Source organism: Martinezella paranaensis (assembly GCF_014200235.1).
In the GTDB taxonomy this organism is placed as follows: Bacteria; Pseudomonadota; Alphaproteobacteria; order Rhizobiales; family Rhizobiaceae; genus Rhizobium; species Rhizobium paranaense.
Genome location: NZ_JACHBI010000001.1, coordinates 240,910 through 254,809, shown reverse-complemented (window position 1 = coordinate 254,809; position 13,900 = coordinate 240,910). Strand labels below are relative to the sequence as shown.

The 13,900-nt window shown below is 59.6% G+C and carries 10 protein-coding genes; 4 read left to right on the top strand and 6 right to left on the bottom strand.

The window, feature by feature from the left end; genetic code table 11:
* Window positions 1–25 precede the first annotated feature (25 nt).
* Both GGD50_RS01185 and GGD50_RS01180 read left to right on the top strand, forming a co-directional pair.
* Entirely contained in the window at window positions 26–1,000 is a 975-nt protein-coding gene (locus tag GGD50_RS01185; RefSeq protein ID WP_107107202.1) for an L-threonylcarbamoyladenylate synthase, read from the top strand.
* A 34-nt stretch (window positions 1,001–1,034) separates the two neighbouring features.
* Window positions 1,035–2,465: an FAD-binding oxidoreductase gene (locus GGD50_RS01180; RefSeq protein ID WP_107107201.1), complete on the top strand. Its 1,431-nt coding sequence runs from the start codon at window positions 1,035–1,037 to the stop codon at window positions 2,463–2,465.
* 288 nt (window positions 2,466–2,753) lie between these two features.
* Here GGD50_RS01180 and GGD50_RS01175 read toward each other — a convergent pair whose 3' ends face one another.
* Together GGD50_RS01175 and GGD50_RS01170 are read right to left on the bottom strand one after the other, a co-directional pair.
* Window positions 2,754–5,723 carry a DNA translocase FtsK gene (locus tag GGD50_RS01175; protein WP_107107200.1) on the bottom strand — a complete coding sequence of 990 codons (2,970 nt, stop codon included), beginning with the start codon at window positions 5,721–5,723 and terminating at the stop codon, window positions 2,754–2,756.
* Between the two features lie 221 nt (window positions 5,724–5,944).
* Entirely contained in the window at window positions 5,945–8,449 is a 2,505-nt protein-coding gene (locus GGD50_RS01170) for a DUF1217 domain-containing protein (protein ID WP_107107253.1), read from the bottom strand.
* A 321-nt stretch (window positions 8,450–8,770) separates the two neighbouring features.
* Between GGD50_RS01170 and GGD50_RS01165 the strand changes: the two genes are divergently transcribed.
* Window positions 8,771–9,337 carry a DUF6101 family protein gene (locus GGD50_RS01165; protein WP_107107199.1) on the top strand — a complete coding sequence of 189 codons (567 nt, stop codon included), beginning with the start codon at window positions 8,771–8,773 and terminating at the stop codon, window positions 9,335–9,337.
* Window positions 9,338–9,409: 72 nt separating this feature from the next.
* Here GGD50_RS01165 and GGD50_RS01160 read toward each other — a convergent pair whose 3' ends face one another.
* From GGD50_RS01160 to GGD50_RS01150, 3 genes are all read right to left on the bottom strand, one after another.
* The gene (locus GGD50_RS01160; protein ID WP_343069871.1) at window positions 9,410–9,829 is read right to left on the bottom strand and encodes a GNAT family N-acetyltransferase; all 420 of its coding nucleotides are present in this window, start codon (window positions 9,827–9,829) and stop codon (window positions 9,410–9,412) included.
* Between the two features lie 86 nt (window positions 9,830–9,915).
* Window positions 9,916–10,878, bottom strand: a complete 963-nt coding sequence (ubiA, locus tag GGD50_RS01155; protein ID WP_107107198.1) for a 4-hydroxybenzoate octaprenyltransferase — start codon at window positions 10,876–10,878, stop codon at window positions 9,916–9,918.
* Between the two features lie 62 nt (window positions 10,879–10,940).
* Window positions 10,941–11,714: a MipA/OmpV family protein gene (locus tag GGD50_RS01150; RefSeq protein WP_246451057.1), complete on the bottom strand. Its 774-nt coding sequence runs from the start codon at window positions 11,712–11,714 to the stop codon at window positions 10,941–10,943.
* A 276-nt stretch (window positions 11,715–11,990) separates the two neighbouring features.
* Between GGD50_RS01150 and GGD50_RS01145 the strand changes: the two genes are divergently transcribed.
* Window positions 11,991–12,422 carry a hypothetical protein gene (locus tag GGD50_RS01145; RefSeq protein ID WP_107107196.1) on the top strand — a complete coding sequence of 144 codons (432 nt, stop codon included), beginning with the start codon at window positions 11,991–11,993 and terminating at the stop codon, window positions 12,420–12,422.
* An 82-nt stretch (window positions 12,423–12,504) separates the two neighbouring features.
* On the opposite strand, the gene GGD50_RS01140 is transcribed toward GGD50_RS01145, so the two are convergent.
* Window positions 12,505–13,764, bottom strand: a complete 1,260-nt coding sequence (locus tag GGD50_RS01140) for a cyclopropane fatty acid synthase (protein WP_107107195.1) — start codon at window positions 13,762–13,764, stop codon at window positions 12,505–12,507.
* Between the last annotated feature and the right edge of the window lie 136 nt (window positions 13,765–13,900).

The window sequence follows — 13,900 nt, the reverse complement described above, 5'->3', positions numbered from 1 at the left end:
GGCCTGAATTGCAACCGGTCAGGCCATGGCGCGACACATAGACATTCTCCAACACCCTGAAACAGCAATAGCGGTGGCGTCGGCAACGCTCGCCGAGGGGCTGCCGATCGGGTTGCCGACCGAGACGGTCTATGGGCTTGCCGCCGATGCCACCAATCCCGCCGCCATCACTCGCATCTACGAGACGAAGGGGCGGCCGCGCTTCAATCCGCTGATCTGCCACATGAGCGATCTCGCCATGGCGGAACGATATGCGATCTTCGACCCGATCTCGCGGAAGCTTGCGGAGGCCTTCTGGCCCGGTCCACTGACCCTGGTGTTGCCGCTGCGGCCGGAAAGCGATATCCATCCGCTGGCAACGGCGGGGCTCGATACCATCGGCATCCGCGTGCCGCAGGGTTTTGCTGGCGATCTGATCCGCGCCTTCGGCCGGCCGCTTGCCGCTCCCAGCGCCAATACGTCCGGCAAGATCAGCGCCACCAGCGCCGATCATGTTCACGACGATCTCGGCGAGCGGATTTCCCTGATCCTCGATGCCGGCGCTTCGATCGTCGGCGTCGAATCGACCATCGTCAAGGTCGAGGACGGAGAGATGCGCCTACTGAGACCCGGCGGCCTGGCGGCGGAAGAGATCGAGCGAGTCGCGGGTCAGCCGCTCCGGCGAAAGAACGGCGCTTCGCCTGCCATTGAGGCCCCGGGTATGCTTGCCTCTCATTATGCGCCGGGCGCCGCTGTGCGGCTGGATGCGACGACTATTTTGCCGGGCGAGGCGCTGATCCGTTTCGGCCGGCCGGACATTGCCGGGGTGGAGAACGCGGCCATGGTGCTTGATCTCAGCCCGTCCGGCGATCTCTCGGAAGCCGCCGCCAATCTGTTCGACTTCATGAAACGCGCCGATGGCAGCGGCGCGGCAACGATCGCCTTTTCCAGCATTCCCGACGAAGGCCTCGGCGAGGCCATCAACGACCGGCTGCGCCGCGCAGCCGCGCCCAGAGAGTAAATCCGGTCAAAGACAAATCGGCAAAGGACACGCTATGAGCAGCTCCGCCCCCTCCCCCGCCCTTCTGGATCGCTTTACCGCGATCGTCGGCGAAAAGCATGCGTTGCGGGAGGAGGCTGACATCGCGCCGCACCTCATCGAAAATCGCGGGCTCTATCATGGCGCATCGCCGCTGCTCGTGAAGCCCGGCTCGGTGGAAGAGGTTTCGGCCATCCTGAAGCTTGCCAGCGAGACCGGCACAGCGATCGTGCCGCAGACCGGCAATACCGGCCTTGTCGGTGGCCAGACGCCGCGCGAAGGCGGCTCCGACATTATCCTCTCGCTGGAGCGCATGAACCGCATCCGCGACATTGATCCGGTCGGCAATACCATGATCGTCGATGGCGGCTGCATTCTGGCCGACGTGCAGAAGGCGGCGGAAGAGCATGGCCGCCTGTTTCCGCTGTCGCTCGGCTCCGAGGGCTCCTGCCGCATCGCTGGCAATCTCTCTACCAATGCCGGCGGCACGGCCGTCCTCGCCTATGGCAATATGCGCCAGCTCTGCCTCGGCCTCGAAGTGGTGCTGCCGACCGGCGAGATCTGGAACGGCCTCCGGCGGCTGAAGAAGGATAATACCGGCTACGATCTGCGCGACCTCTTCATCGGCGCCGAGGGAACCCTCGGCGTCATCACCGGCGCGGTGCTGAAGCTCTTCCCGCAACCACTCGGTCATCAGGTGGCCTTTGCCGGCATTCAGTCCCTCGAGGACGCGCTGACGTTGTTCAAGAATGCTTCCAGTCTCTGCGGACCGGCGCTGACCGGTTTCGAGCTGATGCCGCGCATCGGCGTCGAGTTCACCGTCCGCAATATTCCCGGCGTGCGCGATCCGCTGGAAACAGTGCATCCCTGGTATCTGCTGATCGATATTTCCACATCGGATTCGGCTGAAACCGCCGAGCGGATGATGACGACGCTGCTGGAACAGGGGTACGAGGCCGGCTTGGTTCAGGGCGCGACCATCGCCAGCTCCGAGGCGCAGCAGAAGGCGCTGTGGCACATGCGCGAGAGCATGTCGGACGCGCAGAAGCCGGAGGGCGGCTCGATCAAGCACGATGTGTCCGTCCCGGTCGCGCAGATCCCGAAATTCATGCACGAGGCGGAGACGGCTGTGATGGCGGCCATACCCGGCGCCCGCATCTGCGCCTTTGGCCATATGGGCGACGGCAATATTCACTACAACATCTCGCAGCCTGTCGGAGCGGACAAAGCGGAGTTCATTGGCCGTTGGCACGAGATGAACGAGATCGTGCACGGGCTGGTGCTGCAACATGGCGGCTCGATCTCCGCTGAACATGGCATTGGCCAATTGAAGCGCGACGAACTGGCCTCGATCCGCCCAGAAATCGAGATGGACCTGATGCGTCGGATCAAGATGGCGTTTGATCCGGCGGGGGTTATGAATCCGGGGAAGGTTTTGCGGGTTTAGAAAGAGGGGCTTCCGTCTGAAGATCAGAAAGCTCTGTGTATGCCGAGCCTCTGATACCCCCCTCTGTCACTTTCGTGACATCTCCCCCAAGGGGGAGATTGGCAACTCGCGGCATATATTTGCCTCAGACAAACATCGCATCCGCGGAGACCAAAGCATGATGGCATGGTAAAGCGGTCAGCGCACTCCCAACGATCTCCCCACTTGTGGGGGAGATGTCACGACAGTGACAGAGGGGGGTGGCGGAGGCACGGCATATTCGAAACCCCGCGTCCACCCCCCACTGGATCAATCAAAGTCTTCCTGGCTCGCATTGCCGCCACCATTGCGGTTGCCCGAGATGATCTCACGCTTGCCTACATGGTTCGCCGGGCCGACCAGGCCGTCCTTTTCCATGCGTTCCACCAGGGATGCAGCCCTATTATAGCCGATACCGAGGCGGCGCTGGATGTAGGAGGTCGAGCACTTCTTGTCGCGCATGACGACCTTGATCGCCTGTTCGTAGAGATCGTCGCCGTCTTCCGAAGCGATGGCGCCCTTGTCGAAGACAGCCGTATCTTCTTCCTCGTCTTCTTCATCCTCGTCGGCGGTGACCGTATCGAGATATTCCGGACGGCCCTGCAGCTTCAGATGTGCGACGACCTTCTCGACTTCCTCGTCGGAGACGAAGGGACCGTGAACGCGGGAGATGCGCCCGCCGCCCGCCATATGGAGCATGTCACCCTGGCCGAGGAGCTGTTCGGCGCCCTGCTCACCCAGAATGGTACGGCTGTCGATCTTCGACGTCACCTGGAAGGAGATGCGGGTCGGGAAGTTCGCCTTGATCGTGCCGGTGATGACATCGACGGACGGACGCTGGGTCGCCATGATCAGGTGGATGCCGGCGGCACGCGCCATCTGCGCCAGACGCTGGATCGCCCCTTCGATTTCCTTGCCGGCGACCATCATCAGGTCGGCCATTTCGTCGACGATGACGACGATGTAGGGCATCGGCGTCAGGTCCATTTCCTGCTGTTCTTCGATCGGGGCACCGGTGCCCTTGTCGAAGCCGGTCTGAACCATGAGGTGGATCCTCTCGCCCTTTTCGCGGGCCAAAGCGACACGGCTGTTATAGCCGTCGATGTTGCGGACGCCGAGGCGCGACATCTTCTTGTAGCGATCCTCCATCTCGCGCACCGCCCATTTCAGCGCCATGACGGCCTTCTTGGGATCGGTCACGACCGGGGTGAGCAGATGCGGGATGCCGTCATAGACGGAGAGTTCCAGCATCTTCGGATCGACCATGATCAGGCGGCACTGCTCTGGTGTCATGCGATAGAGCAGCGACAGGATCATGGTGTTGATAGCGACCGATTTACCCGAACCGGTGGTGCCGGCAACGAGCAGATGCGGCATCTTGGCGAGTTCGGCGATGACGGGCTCGCCGCCGATCGTCTTGCCGAGGCCGAGCGCCAGCTTATAGCCGCTCTTCTCGAAATCCGCGGATTCGATCATTTCGCGGAAATAGACGGTCTCGCGGGTGACATTCGGCAGTTCGATACCGATGACGTTGCGGCCGGGAACGACGGCGACGCGGGCTGATAGAGCCGACATGGAACGGGCGATATCGTCGGCGAGATTGATGACGCGCGAGGATTTAACGCCAGGAGCCGGCTCGAATTCGTAGAGCGTCACGACCGGGCCGGGACGAACATGGATGATCTCGCCCTTGACGCCGAAGTCCTCGAGCACGCTTTCGAGAAGACCGGCATTCTGCTCCAGCGTTTCCTGCGTCATGATCACGCCGGTCCGGGCGACCGGCTCCTGCAGCAGTTCGCGAGGCGGCGGTTCATATTCACCCTCACCGCTGGGGGCGATCGGCCGCCACTCCGGAAGAGCCAGGGCGTTAGCCCTGCGCGGTGTAATCTGCGACGGCGGCGGATCGATCAGGCGCTGCTTGGCGGCTTCGACAGCGGGAATAACCGGCTTCGCTTCGACGACAGGAGCGGCGGCAGCCGGTGCCGATGTCCGAACCGGCATCGGCGCGACGACCATGACCGGGGCCGGTTTGGCTTCGGCGACAGCCTCGGGTGCGATGGCGAATACTGCGGTGACGAATGCGGGCGGGATGAACGCAGCGGGTTCAGTCGGCTTTGATTCCACGACGGCCGGCGCGGCAGCTTCGACCGGAGCCGGCGCGAAGGGCGCCAATGCCAAGGCTTCCAGCGCGGCAAGCTCGTCCATCACGAATGTGCCGGCAGGGGCAGGCTCGACAGCCGGAGCAGGCTCGGCGGAGGCAGCGGCCGCTATAGCAGGCGAAACCCCGGTTTCCGGTGATGAGGCCACGGCAGGCGATGGGCGGCGGCATTCGACGACGCGGAATTTTGCGATGATCGATTCGACCCGGGACTGGATCTCCGGAACGACTGCCGGCTGGACCGGCTTGCCTCTGACGGCGGCAAGAAATTCGCTTTCGAAGGGCATGGCATCCCAGAAGGCGAAATCGGAGAGATTGACGAGCCGCGACTCGACCACAGGCGCGGCAACGGATTCTGCAGTTTTCGGCAATGACGGCGAGGCATCCAGCGCGATCGCTGGAGCTTTATGAAATGCGGTAGCGATGACGGTCATCTCCAATGCGTCCGGCTCCATCGCCGGAGATTTCTGAATTACGGTAGGCTTGTAGGTTTCAGCCGCGAACGGCATGTCCTCCCATGGCGGCAGTTGGAAATCGGCCGCCTGCTCCGTCTGTGAATTATCGATCGAGACATGTGATTCGATGATGACCGGCGGCTCAACGACGCGCATGGCGGCGTGGTTCACCGCCGCAGGCGCCAGGACGGGCGCAGGTTCCGCAGGCGGGCGCCGGCTGATGATCTCGGTTTCGCGCGTGCGGGTGAAACGGACGTTCGGTCCCATCAGGAAGGCGTTTTGCCAGCCGGGTGAGGCAAGCTCCTCGGCCGAAATCCCATGCGGCGTAACGGGCATGATGGGGCCGCCTGCCGCCGTGCTGGCTTGCAAGGCTTCGACGACAGGCTTTGGCGCCGCGGCGATCCGCAGGCGTGCCTCTTCGGCGAGCCGCAATTCTTCCTTGCGGCGCTGTTCTTCAGCGCGCTGCTTTGCCTCGCGGGCATTGCGGATCTTTTCTTCCAGGAAAGCGCGGCGAGCGGCGATCTGCTCGGCCCGGCGGGCTTCTTCCGCGACCTGCTCCGGGTCGAGCTCTCCCTCCTGCAGGAAGCCCGTTGCCGCATTCGAAATGTTCGTTCGAGAAAGACGCATGAGACCTGCAACCCAGTCATTGATATTGCCGTTGGCTTCTCAAATCGAATAGGGCAAAGACGGTTAATAAGTTCCTTCCGATTGATGTCGAATGCGCTTATTCCACGTCTCCGGAGCCTGTAGGCGCCTCATGCTGGCACGACTGCAACAGGCGCATCGACGGCTTCGCGCCGCACATTGAAGCGGCGCGAACCAACCATCATTTTTTTCGAAACGGTTCGCTATTTATTGGAAAGCTGGGCGATCGACAGCAGCGTATCGGCGCTGATGCCGACGGTCGAGGAACCCGTTAAGATCGACAGTGCGGGCGATGTCGACGAGGTCGTATTGTTCTGCATGTCGTACATGGCGGAGAACCGCTGCAGAAGCTTGGTGACCTTGTCCGGGTCCTTCAGATCGCTGACATCGATAACTTTGCCCAACACCTTGGCCTGCTGATCGACATCCATCGACGAGATCGAACTCGGCAGGCTGAAGGTCGTCGTGACGACCTGATAGAGCGCGGTGTCGCCCATGATATCGTAGATGGAATTAATGTCCGGCGCCTTGCGCTGGAAATAGAGAGCCAAGCGTACGCCGGGGTTGCTCTCTCCCTGCTGATCCTCGAGGGTTTGATGCAGGAAGAGGTCGTTCGTCTGGTCGATCGCGCCCTGGTTTTGCGTAGTGCCCAGTTTCGAGTCAGTCAGGTTTCCGGCTGTATCGAAGTTGAACGCTTCGACGATGCTCTTGAACTGAGAGCCATCATCCGTGTTGATGAAACTCTTGGAGTTGCTCGGATCGGAAGCGAAAGCCTTCTTCAGCGTCGCGGTGGTGACGCTCTTCGGGTCGATGCCATTGGCAGTCAGGATGAAATTGGTGAGCTTGCTGTCGGCCAGAAGATCGGTGACGCTGGTGACCTTGACGATATTGGTCGCAAAATAGGTGGCGGCATCCTTTGCATCGCTTGCGGCCTTTGTCTCCTGAGCACCCGTCAGCCCTGCAGTCACGCTGCTGGAATATTTGGAGATGTAGCTATTGATCTGTGTCTGGGACAAAGACTGAACGGGCGGCTTCAACTTGCCTTTACTATCGAAATTGAAGGCTTTGGCGAGATTGGTGAAACGCGTGTCCTTGAGCGAGCTGACATAGCTTTTCGAATCGTAGGGATCGCTTTCGAGAATCTTCTTCATCTGCGTCTTCGACATCTCGTCCGAGCTGATACCGTAGGCGCGCAGCGCCATTTGGTAGATCTCGGGAAGATCGTCATTGGACGTGTTGCTGTCGGCGGTGGCGTTGGTTTTGAAGAAGTCGTCGATCGTCTTCACACTGGCGATGCGGGTCTTGTAGTTGCTGACCGCATCGGTGGTCAGTGACGACTGCGACGTCGCGTAATTTTTCATATAGGCGGTCGATGCGGCGGTGATCTCCGCCTGTGACTGCGCCACGTCGCCTGACGCCAGTGTGCCATCCGACTGAAAGTTGAACGCCGCAACAACATTACTCAGGCCGAAAATGGAGGCGGTGGTGGAGTCCGAGAACGCGTTTTTGAATACGACGGCGGGGGTGCTCGCATCGATCCCATAGGCCGTCTTGACGTAATCGAAGAGCCGGGTGTCCGATGTCAGTTCGTCGATCGAGGTGATGGAGCCGATGTGGTCCTTATAATAAAGATCGTTATCCGTGGCGCCGACATCGGTCGTGAATGAGGGAACGGTGGAATTGTAAGCGCTCATGACGTCGGCCGTCTGACCGAGTGTCTGCGGGCCGCCCGGATAATTCGTCGCATAGGCTGACGTCGTCGTGCTGAGCTGGGTGGCGGTCTGCGCCTGCTCGCCGCTAGCGACCGTGCCGTCGGACTGGAAATTGAACTGCGCCAGCACACTGGTCAGCCCGTTGGACTTTGCAACGCTCGCATCCTCGGCCGAGGCATTGAATTGGGCTGCGGTGATGTAGGACGGGATATCGAAGGCCGTTTTGACATAGTCGAACAGCTTGGGATTAGAGGTAAGCTCATCGACGGAGGTGATCGAGCTGATCTGGCTCTGATAGTAGGTCGTGTCGGCGTCCGCGGTCGTCGTCTTCACGCTTCCATCGGCATTGAAATTGAACTCGGCGACGATCGCCTTGTCGGCGGCGCTGCCGTTCTGATTTACGAAGCTGCTGGAATCGCTGAGGTCGCTCGTCAGCATCTGCTTCAGGAATGTGTTCGACACATTCGTCGGATCGATGCCATAGGCCTGCAGCACATAGTTTCTCAAGCGCGTGTTACCCAGGAGATCATCCACGGTCTTAACGTCGCTGATATGCTGGCTGTAATAACTTGTTTCAGTCTCGGCGTTGGTCTCCTCAGTCGTAAACGACTGCTTGTAAAGGCCGACCAGATCGTCTTCCTGTTCACTGGATTGCGCCGAAGAGGAGCTGCTCGTGCCGAAATTGAACGCCGCTGCGAATTCCTTGTAGCGCGAATCCGTCAGCTTGTTTGCGAAACTGCTGGAGTCGCTGAGGTCGCTGGTCAGCACCTGTTTCATAAAGGCCTTGGCATAGGTCATGTCCGAAAGACCGTAGGCTTCCATAGCGTAGCTATAGAGCTGATAGTCGTTCATGAAGTCGTCGACGCTGGTGACCTTGCCAATATTGGCGTTGTAATAATCGATCTCGCGCTTGTTCTCAGGCTGCGTTGCCACCTGTTTGAGCGTCGTCGCCATGCTCCGGGTCGCGATCGAATAGCCAAGATAGGTGGATATCATCAGCGTGAACCCCAATAAGTCTCTAATATATGCAGGCGAATCTATCGGCAATATCGCAGGTAAACCTTACCTGAGACTTACAATACTTCCTCTACCGCCTGCGTCAGATCGGGACACGGACGGCCAGCCAAGCATTCATCTAATAGAAACCCTGCCACATTCGATTTTGCTAACCATTTGAGGACGCAAAGTTTTCTTAACCGCGATTTTTAAGCTGTCTGGAAGGGGGGCCGCCTAATCTGCACCCAACGAGAGGACATGAGGTTCTCCGTAAGAAGACCGGAAAACCGGCTCTCAGGTAAAGCAAGGGTAGAGATTTAGATGACTAATACCGTCCTGAAGCCCGACTGGGCTGGAACCACACTGCGGCTTGATCCGACGCGCTTTCCGCAACAGGTCAGCTATGCCATGCGCGGTACCGCGGGTGATGTCACCATCACGATCGACGAGCGTGGCGCAGTGCTGCGCAAGATATTGCCGTCCAGCGGTCTGCCGCTGTCGGTCGCATTACCAAAGCGTGCCTTCAAGGGCGTCGCCGCCCGTGCCATCGACCATGGCGACGGCGAAGTCACTGTGACACTGGAATTGCATCATGAGGACCCGGATCTCTGCATCCCCCTCCTCGTCGCCCATGATTTGAGCGATATCGCCGCCGACTGGCGCTCATGGTCGGAAGCCTTCCGCATTCCGATGATGATGATCGAAGCCGATGGCGTTGCCCGTCCGCTGGAAGAGCATCTGGGCGGCGTCGCCACCCGTGACCTCCAGCCCCGTCGCCGTCACGCCTATTTCGCCAATCGCCGCCCGCGCTTCCTCGTGCGCCGCACGACCGGCAAGCTCGGCGTTAAGATGAAGATCGAAGGCCGCGAGATCATCGCGCGGAGTTAAAATACCCGAGATCAAAATCGCAGCATATTGCCCATGATCGGCCGCAGGCATTCAGCCATGCGGCCGATATGGCTATTGCTCCAGCGAACGCTCCATAATGATCGTCCGTTCATCCCCGTGGAAGTTATCCCTCACGGCCTGATAGCCCAACTTCGCATAGAAAGCCTGCGCCGTGACGGACGACGGCACGGCAAGGGTCGTGATACCCTTACCACGCGCTATCAACTCTATTTCGGCCATCAGTTGGGTTCCCACTCCCTGTCCCTGCATCGATGGGGATACGAACACGGTGCGGATTACCGCGCCGTCGAGACTGGCAGTGCCTACGACATTTTCGCCGTTCGTCGCCACGCAAACAATCCGGCTTGCCAAGAGCTTTCGCACCGCGGCGGGAGTGAAATTCTGTGCGACGCGGGAGATTATGTCCTGCGAATAATCCTTCGCATTGGTTTCGCGAAGAGCGGACAAGACCACTGCGCTGATGGCCTCCACATCCGCTTCCTGAGCCAATCGGATGCTATATCCCATGCTGAGCACCCACCGCTTATAGCAAAACCGTAACGCGGCCGTCTTTCACATCACGGAACGAGAAATAGAAACGACAGGAAGAGGCCGGCGAAGATGATGAGGCCGACCTTGCCGTTGGATCTGAACAGGATCAGGCATTGTTGCCCATCGTTGATGTCGAGCACGGCAATCTGATAGGCGAACATGCCGCCGGCGACGAGAAGGCCGATATAGGAGAGCCACCCTGCTCCCGCCAGTGCAAAGGACAACAGCAGCAGCAGCAGCGCCGTACCGTAGAGGCCAACCAGCCAGAGGCGCGTCTTGTCGCCGAAGAGCCGGGCGGTGGAGCGCACGCCGATCAGCTCGTCATCCTCCTTGTCCTGATGGGCATAGATCGTGTCATAACCGATCGTCCACAGGATGGCGGCGGCATAAAGTACGATGGGGGCGAGCGACAGGCTGCCGAACAGTCCGGCCCATCCCATCAGCGCACCCCAGGAGAAAGCCAGCCCCAGGAAAAACTGCGGCCAATCGGTAAAGCGCTTGGCAAAGGGATAGAGCGCGACGATGGCGAGCGACAACACGCCGAGAACGACGCTGAACCAATTGAACTGCAGCAGGACCAAAAGGCCGACCAGCGCCTGCAGCGCTATGAAAACCTTCGCCTGCCAGCGCGTGACGCGGCCGGAGGGCAGCGGGCGTGAGCGCGTGCGGGCCACTTCCATGTCGATCTCATGATCGACCAGATCATTATAGGCGCAGCCGGCGCCGCGCATGGCAACGGCGCCGACGAAATAGAGAAAGAGGTGGTAGATCAGCAAAAAGCCGGGCGAGGCCTTGCCCGCCGCCAGGGCGGCATTGGCCGCCAACGTGGCCGACCAGAAGCACGGCCACATCAAAAGCTCCCAGCCGATCGGCCGATCCCAGCGCGCGAGCTGCGCGTAAGGCCAAAGCGCCGGGGGCAGGACGCGGTAAACCCAGTTGCCGGAGGACGCGTCTGCGACGCGCCCATTGATGTCGCCTGTCTTTTGCATAGACGACTAGTAGTGATATCCAGCGCCTGCGGTCAAGCGGCGGGGCTGAAGCCCCGCTCTTTTCAGTTCATCGTGAAGTTGAACTTGTAGCTGGCGGAAACGCCCACCAGCAACTGGTTGCGGTCGCCGCGCTCGCGCACGAGGCTGCTGTCGGCTGCCGGGCCGGTCAGGCGGCTGTATTCGACAAAGGCGCTCGTGGTCCAGTTCTGCGTCGCCTTCCAGGTCAGCGCGCCGCCAGCGCCGACGGACTTTATACCGCCGCCCGGATTGTAGCGGCTGAGGCCGGATGCCGCCGACTCCTTGGCGTTAACGCCGTAATAGGTGTCGAAATAATCGGGGGAAGCGAGCGTCATGCGCGGGCCGCCGGAAAGGCGCAGTTCCGGCGTGATATCGGTGAAGGCGTCGACAGCGGCATCGGCGACAACGCCGCTATGGGCGCGAATACCCTGGCGGACTTCGACGCGGGCACGCAGCCAATCGGTCGGATAGGCTTCGACGAAACCGCCGGCTTCCGCGCCCCACTTGACCTTCTTCAGGCCCTTCAGTTCGTGACCATCGCTGGAATCTCGGCTCGGCACAAATTTGCCGACGATACCGGCCCGGATACCGTCATTGTCGATGAACGCAAAAGAGGGATTGTCGTTGCGGGAGGAAAAACGCGGGCCTGGGCCCTGTTTGCCAACCGAGATCAACGGCGACCATTGCAGCTTGTTGTGTTTGCTACCTTCGAATTTCGGCGCCGTGAAACCGGCTGCACCGACGCTTAGATACCAATCACCCGACCAGAAATGCTGGCCGTCTCCGGCGAAAGCGGCGCCCGCCGAGGCGGAAAACAGGCCGAGGGTGAAAAATAGACGCGATTTCGCAAACACAACGCAACTCCATAATACGCAATACAAAAGGCCATACACACCCTCAGAGTGGCCGCAAATTATCCCGATCACGTTACCGCTCTCTTAACCAAACGCGCCTGAATTCGGGGAATAACGGCGAAACTTTAAGGGCGATTTCTTCGGATTCTAGCCTGCGCCGATGTGTCGCGGTGATTTAATTCCGGCATAGGATACTCAATCATGGGTATTACCTAAGGCATTATTCAGGAATAGACCGGAATGAATACTATCTCTTTGATTTCTCTCAGCGCATTTATCGGTATCGGCATGACGCTTTCAGGCTGCGTTGGCACGCCGCTTGATGGCGCCAAACAAAACCAATACTCCCACAGAGTGATCTCCGGCAAAAAGACCGCTCTTGGCATGGCCGCTTCCGTGAAGCGAGACTGCACGTTCAACTCCTATCCCTATACGGGGATCATTAAGCAACCCAGCCACGGCAAGGTCACTTTCGAACATGGCCCGGTTCGCGTGAAATACGACAAGGACAGCGATGCTTATATCTGCAGCGGCAAACCGGTTGAGGGAACGACGGTCTATTACACGTCCGATCCCGGCTTCACCGGCACGGATCAATTCGGCCTGCGCATGACCGTGTTGTATGCCAATAAAGTCAATGACGAGAATCTGACCGTTCAAGTGGTCAAGTAATACATGCCCGGCAGGGCCGAAATGAATGCGCCGGGTTACGGAAACTCATGGCTCGGCGCAATCTCAAACAGCAGCGGTCGCTTTAGAACGTCACCTTTTCCAGCGGCGCTCTGGTCGCCTCGAATAGTCTGAGTTTCGCTTCCCGCTCGGCGATGTAATTGCGGTTGTCGGGAACAGCGAACTGGTTCTTGGTAATCTGGAGCTGCATGATGAAGAGTTCATCCCAGCGGAAGCCCATTTCCGAGCCGGCCAGATAGAATTCCCACATGCGGAAGAACTTCTCGTCGTAGAGCGCGACAGCCTCCGCCTTGCGCGCCACGAAACGATTGCGCCAGTGCCGCAGCGTATGGGCATAATGCATCGGCAGGACTTCGACATCCTTGACCATAAGCCCGGCCTTTTCCAGCGGCGCCGTTGCCTCTCCAACAGAGGGAATGTAGCCGCCAGGGAAAATGTACTTCTCGATGAAGGCGTTCGTGGCGAAGCTCGGCTTCGGACGGGCGATGGAGTGCAGCACCATGACGCCGTTGTCGTCGAGCAATTCGTGGACCTTGCGGAAGAACTTGCCATAGTCGCCGATGCCGACATGCTCGAACATGCCGACCGAGACGATGCGGTCGAACTTCCTGCCTGTCAGATAGCGGTAGTCCTGAAGCTCGAAGCGCATGCGGTCGGACAGCCCACGCTTGGCGGCGCGGCCGCGCGAAACTTTGAGCTGCTCTTCGCTGAGCGTGATGCCGGTGAAATCGAGGCCGGGATTGGCTTCGGCAAGATACATGCCCATGCCGCCCCAACCGGAGCCGATCTCAAGAACGCGCTGACCTGGCTCGACCAGCAGCTTGGCGGCGATATGGCGCTTCTTGGCCAGTTGCGCTTCGTCCAGACTGATGCCAGGCGGCACGAAATAGGCGCAGGAATACTGCCAGTCATCATCAAGGAAGAGATCGAACAGCTTGGCCGACAGGTCATAGTGATGCGCAACATTGTATCTGTTGCGGTTGATCGGCGAGCGGCTCTTGATCTGCTGCCAGGCAATGCGGCCGATCAGGAGCGCCGCCATGCGCAGGTCAAAAATCTCGTTGGTGGTATTCTGCTTCACGAGCGAGAGGAATTCATAGATATCCCCGTGCTCCAGAATGAAGCGCCCCTCCATGTACATTTCACCGAGCTTCAGGGTCGGATCGCGCGCAACCGCGTCCTCCGCCTGTTGGTCGGCGACGCGGACGGCAACCATTTCGCCGGACCCATCGCCGATCATATGCGTCTCGCCGGACGCGAGTGTAAGTTTCAGAGAGCCTTTACGGACGATTTTTTTGACAATCGAGAAGAGTGCCGACGCCATGGACGCCTCGCCTATGATGACATGACATTAGCGCTGACTTTAACGCGTCACATCAATGTGGCAAGCGCACCTTTTCGCACTCGTTAGCGCTCCGGCAACAACTCTGCCAGAGTGTGACATTCTTGCACTGAGTCTC

Bases quoted from the DNA above. Each gene is read 5' to 3' on its own strand.
- GGD50_RS01140 (WP_107107195.1), bottom strand. From the start codon at position 13,764: ATGGCGTCGGCACTCTTCTCGATTGTCAAAAAAATCGTCCGTAAAGGC.
- GGD50_RS01165 (WP_107107199.1), top strand. From the start codon at position 8,771: ATGACTAATACCGTCCTGAAGCCCGACTGGGCTGGAACCACACTGCGG.
- GGD50_RS01170 (WP_107107253.1), bottom strand. From the start codon at position 8,449: ATGATATCCACCTATCTTGGCTATTCGATCGCGACCCGGAGCATGGCG.
- GGD50_RS01145 (WP_107107196.1), top strand. From the start codon at position 11,991: ATGAATACTATCTCTTTGATTTCTCTCAGCGCATTTATCGGTATCGGC.
- GGD50_RS01185 (WP_107107202.1), top strand. From the start codon at position 26: ATGGCGCGACACATAGACATTCTCCAACACCCTGAAACAGCAATAGCG.
- GGD50_RS01175 (WP_107107200.1), bottom strand. From the start codon at position 5,723: ATGCGTCTTTCTCGAACGAACATTTCGAATGCGGCAACGGGCTTCCTG.
- ubiA (WP_107107198.1), bottom strand. From the start codon at position 10,878: ATGCAAAAGACAGGCGACATCAATGGGCGCGTCGCAGACGCGTCCTCC.
- GGD50_RS01180 (WP_107107201.1), top strand. From the start codon at position 1,035: ATGAGCAGCTCCGCCCCCTCCCCCGCCCTTCTGGATCGCTTTACCGCG.